The sequence below is a fragment of the Pseudomonas sp. URMO17WK12:I7 genome (assembly GCF_003269045.1).
GTDB classification, from domain to species: domain Bacteria; phylum Pseudomonadota; class Gammaproteobacteria; order Pseudomonadales; family Pseudomonadaceae; genus Aquipseudomonas; species Aquipseudomonas putida_J.
Genome location: NZ_QLTL01000011.1, coordinates 154,479 through 167,629 on the forward strand (window position 1 = coordinate 154,479; position 13,151 = coordinate 167,629).

Annotated in this window: 6 protein-coding genes and 2 pseudogenes; 4 read left to right on the forward strand and 4 right to left on the reverse strand. The window is 63.8% G+C overall.

The window, feature by feature from the left end:
- The first annotated feature begins 50 nt into the window (after positions 1-50).
- From H040_RS16745 to H040_RS16755, 3 genes are all read left to right on the forward strand, one after another.
- Positions 51-3,035 carry an autotransporter outer membrane beta-barrel domain-containing protein gene (locus tag H040_RS16745; RefSeq protein WP_027916841.1) on the forward strand — a complete coding sequence of 995 codons (2,985 nt, stop codon included), beginning with the start codon at positions 51-53 and terminating at the stop codon, positions 3,033-3,035.
- Positions 3,036-3,232: 197 nt separating this feature from the next.
- Positions 3,233-3,862, forward strand: coding sequence for a riboflavin synthase (locus H040_RS16750; RefSeq protein ID WP_027916842.1), 630 nt, complete (start codon positions 3,233-3,235; stop codon positions 3,860-3,862).
- A gap of 9 nt (positions 3,863-3,871) precedes the next feature.
- Entirely contained in the window at positions 3,872-4,573 is a 702-nt protein-coding gene (locus H040_RS16755) for a YoaK family protein (RefSeq protein ID WP_027916843.1), read from the forward strand.
- 2 nt (positions 4,574-4,575) lie between these two features.
- Here H040_RS16755 and proP read toward each other — a convergent pair whose 3' ends face one another.
- The 3 genes and pseudogenes from proP to H040_RS27795 all read right to left on the reverse strand — a co-directional run.
- Positions 4,576-6,078 carry a glycine betaine/L-proline transporter ProP gene (gene proP, locus H040_RS16760; RefSeq protein WP_027916844.1) on the reverse strand — a complete coding sequence of 501 codons (1,503 nt, stop codon included), beginning with the start codon at positions 6,076-6,078 and terminating at the stop codon, positions 4,576-4,578.
- A gap of 280 nt (positions 6,079-6,358) precedes the next feature.
- Positions 6,359-7,333: a porphobilinogen synthase gene (gene hemB / locus H040_RS16765; protein ID WP_027916845.1), complete on the reverse strand. Its 975-nt coding sequence runs from the start codon at positions 7,331-7,333 to the stop codon at positions 6,359-6,361.
- 271 nt (positions 7,334-7,604) lie between these two features.
- Positions 7,605-7,772 (reverse strand): annotated as a pseudogene (locus tag H040_RS27795) (amino acid ABC transporter substrate-binding protein); the annotation flags it as partial.
- On the opposite strand from H040_RS27795, the pseudogene H040_RS16775 reads away from it, so the two are divergent.
- Positions 7,748-7,948: pseudogene (locus H040_RS16775) on the forward strand (TetR/AcrR family transcriptional regulator); the annotation flags it as partial. The pseudogenes H040_RS27795 and H040_RS16775 overlap by 25 nt on opposite strands.
- 15 nt (positions 7,949-7,963) lie before the next feature.
- On the opposite strand, the gene H040_RS16780 reads toward H040_RS16775, so the two are convergent.
- The gene (locus H040_RS16780) at positions 7,964-12,322 is read right to left on the reverse strand and encodes a S8 family serine peptidase (protein ID WP_371260224.1); all 4,359 of its coding nucleotides are present in this window, start codon (positions 12,320-12,322) and stop codon (positions 7,964-7,966) included.
- Positions 12,323-13,151 lie beyond the last annotated feature (829 nt).

Below are 13,151 nucleotides of genomic sequence, written 5' to 3' on the forward strand. Positions count from 1 at the left end.
TATCGGATGGCCATATTGGGCGCCCCTGAACAATAACTCATGGTCGCCCAATGCATTTCACGCCCAATCGCCTTGCCCTGTGCGTGGCACTGGCCTGCGCCGCCTTCGCCCCCGCCGCCTTTGCCAAGAATTACCGGATCGACAGCGCCAGCACCGATACTCTGGAGCTGAAAAAGACCGACACGCTCAAGGTAACGGCCAACGGCAGCATCGTGGCCAGCGACGACGACGGCGTGATCCTGCCCAAACATACCAGCGGCGCCACACTCACCGTCGATAACGCCGGCATCATCCGCTCCACCGGTGGCCGCGGCATCGATACCAAGGACGAAGGCGAAGACCTCAGCCACTACGTGATCAACAACCAGGCCGGTGCGCTGATCCAGGGCACCAACGATGGCCTGCGCTTCCAGACCAACCCCAGCGCCGGTGGCAGCCTGTGCATCGTCAACGCCGGCACCATCGAGTCCACCGTAGAAGGCCAGGCCATCGACCTGGAAACCCTGAACAACCCGGCCTTCACCACCACCCTGGTGAACCAGGCTACTGGCGTGATCCATTCGGTTGGCAATGACGCGATCAAGACCGGCTCCAACGCCACCCTCACCAACTACGGGCTGATCTACACCGACACCGCCCCGCAGGACAAGAACGGCCTCGACCAGAAGTGGGACGGCATCAAGATCGGCACCTCGACCGGTGTCACCGTGTACAACCACGGCACCATCAGTGCCGACCGCCACGGTATCGACCTGAAAAGCGACGCCACTTTGTACAACTACGCCGGCGCCAGCGTGACCGGGCGTAACGGTTCGGGCTTCGGCTCGGACGGCAGCGGCACGGTGTACAACTGGGGCACCATCACCGGCGCCATCGCCGATGGCAAGGTCAACGGTGACGGCGACGGGGTCGACATCGACACCATCGGCTACGTGTACAACGCCGGCACCATCCAGGGCCTGGGCGCCAAGGGTGTGGACAGCGGCGGTCGGCCCAACGGCAGCGAAGGCATCGCCATGGGCGGTGGTACCGTCATCAACACCAGCACGGGGGTGATCCGCAGTGTCGACAACGGCATCTTGGTCGACGACGGCGCCGAAGGCGCTGGCGTGGCGGCCACGCACATCACCAACGCCGGCCGCATCGAAGGCGAAAACGGCTTCGGCATCAAGCTGATCGGCGATTTCGCCGACAGCGTGATCAACAGCGGCACCATCAGCGGCGGCAATGGCCTGGCGCTGAGCATGGGCGCGGGCAACGACAGCCTGGTGGTGCAGACCGGCGGTGGGTTCAACGGCTTGGTCGATGGCGGTGACGGCATCGACAGCGTGACCCTCGACGGCACCGGCAGCTTCGGCAACAGCGCCAACTTCGAAATGCTCAAGGTCAGCGGCGGCAGCTGGACGCTGACCAGCATCGACGATTTCAGCCAGGGCGGCGTGGTGACCGGGGGCGCCACCTTGATCAACCAGGGCCGCATCCTGGGTGAAATGCTCATCGAACAAGGCGCCACCTATGCCGGCGGGGGCTCGGTCGGCGGGCTGCAAGTCAACGGCACGCTGTTGACCAACACCGGCCTGGGCGTGGCCACGGTCGCGGGTGACCTGAGCTTCGGCCAGGGCTCGACCTTGGTCTACGGGGTCAACGCCGATGGCAGCAGCGCCCCGCTCAGCGTCAGCGGCAGCGCCAGCCTCGACGGTGCCACCTTGCGCGTGCAGCCGAGCGCCGGCGAGTACCCCTGGCAGAGCCACTACACCGTGCTGACGGCTGGCGCAGTCAATGGCCGCTTTGCCCAGGTCACCAGCGACTATGCCTTCCTCACCCCGACCCTGAGCTACAGCAGCACCGCAGTAGGCCTGGACTACACCCGCAACGACGTGGCCTTCGAGCATTACGCGCAGTCTGGCAATGGCGCCGGTGCCGCGCGCAGCCTGGCCAGCCTCGGGCAGAACAGCAACCTGTACAACGCCGTGCTCGGCACTACCACCGCCGGTGCCGGCAGCGCCATCGAGCAACTGTCCGGCAGCAATACCGCGAACCTGGCGGCAGCCACAATGGCCGGCACCAGCCAGGTCGGCAGCACCATGCTCGGGGCCATGCACAGCATGGGCAGTACCGGCGGCCTGCTGGTGGGCATGAACGACAATGACGGCCCTGCCTTGGCCGCCACTGGCGTACCCCGAGAGGCGCGCAACCTCAATGACCCGAACGCCCAAGGGCGCGTCTGGGCGCAGGCGCTGGGCAGCTACGGCAAGGTCGAGGGTAGCCACGGCGCCAGCGCATTGGAACAACGTACTGGCGGTGGCGTACTGGGGGTCGACTGGGCGCTCGGCGGCGACTGGCGCCTCGGCGTGCTTGGCGGCTATTCGCGCACGCGCCTGGACAGCACCAGCCTGGACGGCACCGTGCGCAGCTGGCACGCCGGTGTGTATGCCCAGCACCACAGCGGCCCGCTGGCCGTGCGCCTGGGCGCGGCCTACAGCAGCCATGACGGCGACAGCAAGCGTGAGGTGGCCTTCACCGGCTTCAACGAACGCCTCAAGGGCGACTACGATGCCGACAGCCAGCAGGCGTTCGTCGAGCTGGGCTATGCCATGGGCAGCGGCCGCCTGAGCACCGAGCCGTTCGCCAACCTTGGCTACCAGCGCTACCACCGCGACAGCTACCGCGAACAAGGCGGTGACGCCGCGCTGGCGGTGGATGCCGATACCCAGGACAACTTCAGCAGTACCTTCGGCATGCGCCTGGCACACCTGGGGCAACTGGCCAACGGCATGAGCCTGACGCCGCGGGCGACCCTGGGCTGGCGCCATACTTACGGCAGCATCGATACTCGCACGCGCCAGTCGTTCATCGCTGGCGGCGATGCATTCAGCGTCGAAGGCAGTGCGATCGACCGCGACAGCCTGCTGGTAGAGGCCGGGCTGGATTTGGGGGTGAGCGCGCGGCAGAGCATTGGCCTGGGGTATAGCGGGGAGCTGGGCAGCAACAGCCGCAACCATGCTGTTGTCGGGCAATGGCAGTTGAAGTTCTAGATCTTCACTGCCTCTACTGGCCTCTTCGCGGGTGAACCCGCTCCCACAGGTATTGCACAGGTCTGGAAGGCTGTGGTGATCCTGTGGGAGCGGCGGTTCGGCGCCCCGACTTGCCCGTGAAGAGGCCGGTCTTGCAATTGCTGCTCCACGGGCATAGCTTCCTGATGTTTTCCATTTTTGTGCCCAGGAGCAACTCCATGTACACCGGCATCGTCCAGGCCGTCCGCCCTCTGCTTGATGTGACCACCTACCCGGGCCACAACCAGTTCACCATCGACCTCACCCCCGAACTGCTCGAAGAGCTGAAGATCGGCGCCAGCGTCAGTGTCGAAGGCACCTGCCTGTCGGTCACCGAAATCCACGGCACCCAGGTGAAGTTCGACGCCATGACCGCCACCCTCGAACGCACCAACCTGCGCTGCTTCAAGGCCGGCCAGGGTGTGAACATCGAACGGTCGGCGAAGATGAACGCCGAAGTCGGCGGCCACCTGATGGCCGGCCATATCGCCACCACTGCCGAGATCGTCGAGCTGTCGATCAAGGAAACCGGCGCCTTCATCACCTTCCGCATGCCACCTGAGTGGGGCAAGTACGTGTTCCCGCGCGGCTTCATCGGGGTCAATGGCTGCAGCCTGACCGTCGCTGATGTCGAGGACAACGTGGTCACCATCAACCTGATACCGGAAACCCTGCGCCAGACCACCTTCGCCCATTACCGGGCCGGCGAGCTGCTGAACATCGAAGTCGACCACCAGACCATGGTGCTGGTCGATGTGGTGGAGCGCACCATCAAAGGCACCCTGGCCCGCGAAAAACTGCTGCCCTGAGGCCCGCGCATGCTGCCCAACGCCCTCCCCGCACGCACCGCCAGGCGCCTGCGCCTGCAGGTTTTGCGTGGCCGTGTCGGCCTTGGCCTGGTAGCCGGGCTATCGGTGCTGGCCGGCATGACCGACGCCATCGGCCTGCTGGCGCTGGGTGATTTCGTCTCGTTCATGAGCGGCAACACCACCCGCCTGGCCGTGGCCATCAGCCAGGCGGATCTGGCCCTGGTGCTGCGCCTGAGCGGTGCCGTGCTCGGCTTCGTGGTGGGCAACGCGCTAGGTGTGCTGCTGGCACGCGGCATGCGCCGCCGGGCCTGGCCGGTGCTACTGGTGGTGGCCGGGCTGCTGGCCTGCGCCGGGTCGTGGCCGTTCGCCGCAACCTTCCCGGCGCTGCTGGCCGCCACCCTGGCCATGGGCATGATCAATGCAGTGGTGGAACAGGTGAACGGCCTGCCCATCGGCCTGACCTACGTCACCGGGGCCCTGTCGCGCTTCGGCCGTGGCCTGGGGCGCTGGCTGTTGGGCGAGCGGCGCAACGGCTGGCGGGTGCAACTGGTGCCCTGGGCCGGCATGCTGCTGGGCGCCGCCCTCGGCGCCTGGCTGCAGCAGCGCCTGGGCTTGCAGGCCCTGGCAGGCAGTGCGGCCCTGGCCTGCCTGCTGGCGCTGGTGTCGCGGTTCATTCCTCGGTCGTGGCAGCGCGGCTACATGCCGCGCTGAGGTCAATCGATGCGCGGGTGCTGTTGCGCCAGCAACTGGCGCTTGGCTTCCAGTTCGGCGATCTGCGCATCGATGTCTTCGATCTTCTGCTCGATGTTGTCATGGTGCTCCTGCAGCAGTTCGCGCGCTTCATCGATGTCTGACGCAGCAGGCGCTGCACCCCGCAGTGGCTTGTTGGCGGTTTCCTTCATGGTCAGCCCGGTCACCAGGCCAATCACGGCAATCACCATCAGGTAATACGCCGGCATGTACAGGTTGCCACTGCTTTCCACCAGCCAGGCGGCGAGGGTCGGGGTCAGGCCGGCGATCAGCACCGAGATGTTGAAGGCGCTGGCCAGGGCACTGTAGCGGATGTGCGTGGGGAACATGGCCGGCAAGGTCGAGGCCATGACGCCGATGAAGAAGTTCAGCAGCACGGCGATGATCAGCAGGCCGGAGAAGATCAGCCCGAGTGCGCCACTGTTGATCAGCATGAACGCCGGAATGGCCAGGGCGAACAGCCCGACACTGCCGACCACGATAAACGGGCGGCGGCCAAATTTGTCGCTCATCAGGCCGATGATCGGTTGCACGAACAGCATGCCGACCATGATCGCGATGATGATCAGCACGCCGTGGTCTTCGCTGTAGTGCAGGTTGTGAGACAGGTAGCTGGGCATGTAGGTGAGCAGCATGTAGTAGGTGACGTTGGTGGCGATCACCACGCCAATGCAGGTCACCAGGCTGCGCCAGTGCTTGGTGGCGACTTCCTTGAACGACACTTTCGGGCCCGAGGCCAGGCCCTCGCGGTCACCCTGTTCGAGCTTGTCCACGTGCTGCTGGAACGCCGGGGTTTCCTCCAGCGCATGGCGCAGGTAGAGGCCGATGATGCCCAGCGGCAAGGCCAGGAAGAACGGCAGGCGCCAGCCCCATTCGAGGAACTTCTCTTCGCCGAGAATGGTGGAAATCAGCACCACCACACCCGCCCCCAGCACGAAGCCGGCAATCGAGCCGAAGTCCAGCCAGCTGCCGAGGAAGCCTCGCTTGCGGTCCGGGGCGTACTCGGCGACGAAGATCGACGCCCCAGTGTACTCACCACCCACCGAGAAGCCCTGGGCCATTTTTGCCAGCAGCAGCAGGATCGGCGCCCAGATGCCGATCGAGGCATAGGACGGTATCAGGCCGATGGCAAAGGTGCTCAGCGACATGATCACGATGGTAGCGGCGAGGATTTTCTGCCGCCCGAAGCGGTCGCCCAAGGCGCCGAAGAACAGCCCGCCCAGCGGGCGAATCAGGAATGGCACCGAGAAGGTGGCCAGCGCCGCGATCATCTGCACACCGGGGTCGGCACCGGGGAAGAACACCTTGCCCAGGGCGAAGGCGACGAAGCCGTACACACCGAAGTCAAACCACTCCATGGCGTTGCCCAGTGCGGCGGCGGTGATCGCCTTGCGCATCTTGGCATCGTCAACGATGGTGATGTCTTTCAAGCCGATCGGCTTGACGCTTTTCTTGCGAGATTTCATGCCCGTATCCCTATCGCTGAAGGCTCTAAGGGATCAGATACAACGGGACACTAAATAATTCAGCACTTACTGATTTTTTCTGCTTCCGCCCTTTTTAGGAGCGGCCTTGCCGGGGCGCCGGACCGGTCGGAAAGGGGCGCAAAGCGCCCCCCACGAATAGTGCGTAAACATCAATATCGCCGGGGCTGTGATGCAGCCCTTTCCGCCCGATCCGGGCCCCGGCAAGGCCGCTCCCGCAAGGCCGCTCCTACACGCGGTGGCTTGCCGATATGGGCAGTTGTCAGATGCCTTCGCGGGCCAGGTCCATGGCGAAGTAGGTCAGGATCAGGTCGGCACCGGCACGCTTGATTGCGCCAATGCTTTCACGCACCACCCGGCCTTCGTCGATGGCGCCGGCCAGGCCGCCGAACTTGATCATCGCGTACTCGCCGCTCACCTGGTAGGCCGCCAGCGGCAGGCGCGAGGCGGCGCGGATGTCGGCGATCACGTCAAGGTAGGCACCGGCCGGCTTGACCATCAGCACATCGGCCCCTTCCTGCTCGTCGAGCAGCGACTCACGCACCGCTTCGCGGCGGTTCATCGGGTTCATCTGGTAGCTCTTGCGGTCGCCCTTGAGCGCGGTGCCACCGGCTTCGCGGAACGGCCCATACAACGACGAGGCGAACTTGGTGGAATAGGCCATGATCGCGGTGTCGTGGAAGCCAGCGCCGTCCAGCGCGCTACGAATGGCCTGCACCTGGCCGTCCATCGCCGCCGACGGGGCGATAAAGTCGGCACCGGCGGCAGCGGCGATGACCGCCTGCTTGCCCAGGTTGGCCAAGGTGGCGTCGTTGTCCACGCCGTGGTCGTGCAGCACGCCGCAGTGGCCGTGGCTGGTGTATTCGCAGAAGCAGGTGTCGGACATCACCACCATTTCCGGCACGGTGTCCTTGCAGATGCGCGACATGCGCGCGACAAGGCCGTTCTCGTTCCAGGTGTCGCTGCCGGTGGCGTCCAGGTTGTGCGACACGCCGAAGGTCATCACCGACTTGATGCCGGCGCGGGCGTAGCGCTCGATTTCCTGGGCCAGCAGTTTTTCCGGAATGCGATTGACACCCGGCATGCTGGTGATCGGCACGAAGTCATCGATGCCTTCCTCGACGAAGATCGGCAGGATCAGGTCTTCCAGGCGGAATTCGGTTTCCTGGAAGATCGTGCGCAGGGATTCGTTCTGGCGCAGGCGGCGGGGACGAACGGAAGGGAAACGGTTGGACATGACAGCTCCAGGGCTTTTTTAACGGCGTATACCTTATGCCTGTCGGGCGCCAGTGAAAAGGCCAGATGACGAGATTATGTCCTGCGTCAAAGGCAATCAGCTTTTTCCTGTGCGGGCATCTTCACGGGACAAGCCCGCTCCCACAGGGGTGACACCGTCCTCAAGTCTTGTGGGGTACCTGTGGGAGCGGGCTTGCCCCGCGAAAGGGCCGGTACGGTAGAAACTCAATCCACCAGCCTTGGCGCCCCCACCTCGGCCGCCTGTCGGTCCGGCCCAGCACTTTCTTCAGGTCATTGACCCACAGGTAGCCCTGCACGGTGCCGACCCACTTGCCTTTCAGCTCGCCGACCGTGGCATAGCCCGGCTTCGAGATAATGCCCATCACATCCTGGTACAGCGGTGCCGACAGGCCCAGCAACTTGCCGCGCCCGTTCGATCTACCTGGCGCAGATCGGCTACATCAGCATGAAGACCGTCGAGCCACTGGAATACCGCATGCGTTTCATACCAGAGTATCTGCGTATTTTTACCGGCGAGGAGCCGGCGGCACATGAACGGGAGCGCTTTTATCAGCGCAACGATTTTGTGCCGCCGGGTGCGTGCAGTGAGCATTGACGTTCTTGAGCTGGGTCAGGCCGCTACGGCAATGGTCGATTCCCAGCGCTGTGTGGGTACCTCGTCCAGCAGCTTGCTACTGGCTGGCTCCGGGGCGAACGCCGCCATGGCGTCGACCAGATTGGCAAGGTTGGGCAGCGCTGCAGGTGCCATGGCGGGCAAACCTGACGCTGCAGGTGGAGCGAAGATGAAATCTTCGGCAGTCACCTGGGCCAGCTCCAGCGCATCCAGATACAGCAGCGTCACCGTGCTGCCCTGCCCCGCCACCGTCACGCCGTGTATCTGGGCAAAGCCATTGAGCTGGAAGCGCTCGTCCTTGGTGAGCTGCAAGTCTTCGTAACGGCTGATGCCGGTCTGGCTCAGGTCGATCTTGTCGATACCGTGCCGGAAACCACGTACCGTGTTCTTGTAGTCGGCCACACCCTCCTGCTTGCCCACTACGAAGACACTGGGAGCAACACTTGCCGGGCCATAGATCGTGCCTTTGAGCGATGCGACAAACTGCCCCGAGGCATCCGTTGTCAGTGACACACCTTCAGCCCCCCCACGGAGCAGTACGGTACCGTCAGCAGGCGCAGGCATCTGCCCTTCGGGGCTGCCATCAAAATAGCCCGGCGCAGCAATCAGCGTGTCCAGAAAGCGGAAGTTGCTCGGCTGCAGTTCGGCAATGCCTCGATCGGCGAAGCGCAGCGTCTGCCCATTACCCAGGTCGACCACGGCAGCAGTCCCTTCCTGGCTCAGTTGCAAGTCGGTAAAGGCCTTGCTGCCAAAACCGATCAGGTCGACGACCTCTCGGGACTGCTCGAACTGTTCGACCTCATCACGACCAGCGGCACGTTTGTGATTGACATAACGGTCCGTTCCGCTGCCGCCCTTGAGCAGGTTGTAACCGCGACCGCCATCGAGCACGGCGCCGTCCGTACCGGCGATAAGGCTGTCATCACCGTCACCGCCGATCAGGTTGTGCACCGCGCCGGGGGCAAGGGTGAGCGCCGTCCCGGCGATACTGGCAATGCCACTGACCAAATCAACCGAAATACTGCGGCTGACAGCGGCAGCATTCAGGGTATTGCGGCCACCTGCGGTACCGTTGACCGCATCGTCCAGCACCGCGCGCGCAGCGTTCTGGGTCACGGCATCGGCGTAGTCGTTGGTGTAGTAATAGACATCGTTGGCATTGCTGGGGCTACCCACGACACGCAGTGCCCACCGATCAAGCGTCAGTGGCAGCCCGTTGCCGGCATTGCTGACTTCCAGCCGCCATTCGCCTGCCGAGCGCTCACCGCGATGATGGGTCGACATGAATCCGTACTTGAATTCGCCTGCGCGCGGGTTGCCCAGGTCATCATCGCCCGAGCCCGGCGCCTTGCCAGCGCGGTCCAAGAGCACGCTGCGCGTTCCGCCGGGAGACACCAGCGTAACGGTCATATCGCCGAGGCGGCCGACCTGCGAGTGAACATCGACTTCGACATGCTCCACCAAGACCCCGGCCGGTATGCTCAAAGCGAATGTGCTGACCTGACCGGGCGCAATCACCTGCGCAAGCGCTTCGCTGTCGGCCGCCAGCTGCTGCTCGTTGGCCTTGCTTGCCTGGCCAGCCCACGACTCGGCCAGGCGCACGGCGGCGCGAGCGTCGATCATGCCGAACCCGTAGTCGTGACTGGCACGCATGCCACCGCCATTCCAGTTGAGCCCGGCGTTATCACGCCAGGCAGTAGCCGGGTCATCGACTTTGCGCGCGGACAGCGCAAGAATCTGCTGCACATCCCGGTAGCCAAGGGCCGGGTTGGCCTGCAGCATCAACGCCACCACACCAGAAACCATTGGCGCGGCGAAACTGGTGCCCTGGGTCGTGCCATAGGCGCTGCCGACCTTGGCGCCGCGCTCGGCTTCCAGGTTGATGCCGCTGGACAGCACATGGCTACCCGGCGCCGCCACCAGCAGGCTTGAACCGGGGTTGGAAAACGGCGCACTGGCCACCTGCAGTACCGAGAGGTCTGCCTTGGCATTGACGGCCGCTACTTCGATGGCGTGACGGCTGTTGTTGATCAGCGAACCTTGCGCGCTGCCGCCGTGTTCACGCTGGTTACCGCCCGAGGTGACGATGACGGTACCCAGCCCGCCGCGCCCGTTGGTGGCCGCCAGCGTTGCGCTGAAGGCCAGGGCCAGGGACGTGTCGACCTTGCCTTCGGGCACGTTGCCGATGGCGAAGTCATTCCTGAAACCCCAGCTGTGGTTGGCGATGTCGTAATTGACCATCTGCCCCAAGTTGGTCAGGTCATCGCCTTTGTTGGCCAGGTAGTGCCCGCCGAGTTTCGCGTCGTAGGCAATGCCGATACCCCCTTGATCATTGCGTGCGCCTACCATGACCCCTGCCACCTGCGTCGCATGGTTGGAAGCCAGGGGTGGAAGCGTGCCATTGCTGCGCTGGGTCTGCAGCCAGATGGGGTCGATATTGGCTTTCAGGTCCGGGTGTTCGATGTCGAAAATTTCCGGAGCAACGGCGAATTCACCCCCAGGCTCGAACTGGCCGATCCTCACGCCCTTGCCCGTAAACTCACGCCAGACCGGCTGGACATCGATCTCATCGAGGTACCACTGGCGTGGCGCCAACGGATCGACAGGCGACTGTTCGTGACGCAAGGTCACTGTGGCGCGCAAAGGTGCCGATGCGCCGCTGGAAACCTCCGTCACGCCCATCGATGCGTTGCCGGCAGCATCGACCAGGTCATAGCGGAAGGTCACATCAGCGTCATGGCCAGGCAACGGCGTGACTTCGACATCACCCTGCTCGTTGAGCCGGACCGTCGCGCCCTTGCCGTCGCCGACCGAGGCAATGCGCAGTGGGCCAGTACTGTTGAGTGGCAGGTCATTGGCCAGTAGCACCGAGGCAGGAACGACCAGGGCGTCTGGCGTGGTGGTGAATGCCGCCATCTGTTCCGGGGCAAGGGTATCGCCAACCGGCAGTGCACCGGGGGCTTGCAGGTCGACCGACGCGATATCGGCAAAACTGAGTTTCTGAACATTACTCAAGGTCAGGCTGCCGTCACGCCCAGCCTGCCGATCAGTGATCTGATAGCCCGTCGCCGTGCGCGCAATCAGGTACTCATCGTGATTGCCATGCAGGGTGACAAGGTTGACTCCACCTGCGCCGTCGATGATTGCATTGCCGCGCCCGGCCTCGATGACGTCATCCGCCGCACCGCCCATGATCTGGTCTGCACCGCCGCCGGCGTGGATGATGCTGCCAGCGGCCGAGGCCTGAATCCGATCGCCATTGGGGCCGGCATAGATGACCGCCTTGCCAGTGCCGCCGATGATGGTGTTGCGGCCCGTTCCGCCAACCAGCACATCGTTGCCGCCACCACCGATCAGCAGGCTGTCGCCAGACCCACCCTTGATGAAAACGCCGCGCTGCCCGCCGCTGGCAATCACGTCTTTGCCTCGCCCGCCCTGGGCGATGGTCAGCCCGGCCTCAGCCATGTTCAGGCCAACACCCTGCATGCCGACGATCAGCGCAGTGTCGCGCCCACCGTTACCACGGATGTTGGCCTGCTGGTCACTGGCGCTGATCACCAGTACATCGTCACCGGCGCCGCCTTCATAGGTGTTGCTGCCAGCGCCACCCACCAGCCAGCTGCCGCCTGGTGCGGCCTTGAGCACATCGTCACCCGCCCCGCCCTGCAGGGTATCCACGCCTAGCGCGGCGGCATCGAGCTCGGTACCTTGCGGGCTGTTGCTGATATAGGAACGGCGCGAGATCGCCCCACTGACGGAGGCCAGCAAGGTGGCGCCGTCTTGCTGCTCCACGAGATTGCCTACTGTGTCGGCGAGGTACTTCACTGCCAGCACTTCACGCTCCACGCCATTGGCCACGAACGCGCCGCGGGAGATGACTTCGTTGCCCTGGCGCACCTCGTTCACTGGCTGGACCTGACGCAGGTCGATCTGCGTGATGCCGTGTTCCGGCAGTGCCTTGAGTTCACCGGCATCGGTTCGGCCATCATGGTTGGCATCGACCCACAGCTTCAACTGTGCCCACGCCGCATCGTCGGGGCTAATCAAGCCATCGGCATTGGCATCGACACTGGCCAGCGCGGCAAAACCATCCTTGAATGGTGCCTCGCCCGGTGCGCCATTGCTGCCTGGCTGGCCACCGTAGTATTCAGAGAAAAGCTGGCGGATGCTGACGACCTGCCCACTGCCGTCATCGTGCACCAGCATCCCGGTCTGCCGGTCGGCCCAGCCTGTGCGCCGCAGCTGGCCGCTGTTGTCGACATCGAACAGCACGGCGTCCTCGATACCGGTCATCCCTGCGCCTTGGCCGCTGAGGTCGAACAGCAGCGGGTCGACGAAGGTGTTGACCGTGGTCATGGCGGCCAGGCCGTTCAGGACGGCGGCGTTGCGCAGGCTGAAGTCCGGCGTGTCAGAGCCATCCTGGTAGAACTGGGCCAGGTGCTGGTTGGGGCGCACGTTGGGGTCCAGTTGCAGTTCGCCGGGGCGGATACCGCCGGTAGCCAGGCTGCCCAGCTGGGCAGAGGTGAAATCGGTGTTGTCGAGGGTTTTGTCGGTGAAGGCGATGCTGTGGGTCAGGCGGCGGGTGACATAGCCGGCGGAGACGTCGTTACGGATGTCGTCCTGGCCTTGTAGGTCGCGGCGGGAGTCGGTGGTTGGGGTGATTTCGATCTGGATGGGTTGGGAAGGTGCGGGCTCATCCGTGTTGATCAAATCTGAGATCACACCTTGGATACCATTTGCCGTCACGGTACCTAAGCCTAGTAAAACGGACGCCACTCCTCCTGGTGAATCAATCCTAGCTTTCCAGGACTCTGCTTGGACACGTAACTCTTCAGGCGCCATCGCTGACGAAAATGCCACGCTCGCATCAGTTCGAAGCGACAGCCATAACTCAGAGGGTAGGCTCCCTGCCGCGCCCAAAACCTCCTTCCAATAGGTCTCCCGTGCGTCTTCATGAAGCAAATTAAATACGGTATTCAGCGTCCAAGCGTCTTTTGATCTTCCCATATCTTCGAAAACATTCGAGTGAAAACCCCACGCCTCCAAATGATTGATTTCGAGACCAATACTTCCTGCCTTGACTTTTTCATCCAAGACTCCCAGATAGGCCTCGGCCATTTTAAATCGTACCTGTTCGACATCCTCCTCCTGCATGGGGCGATCGGCGCCTTGTTCCGTGCGCTTC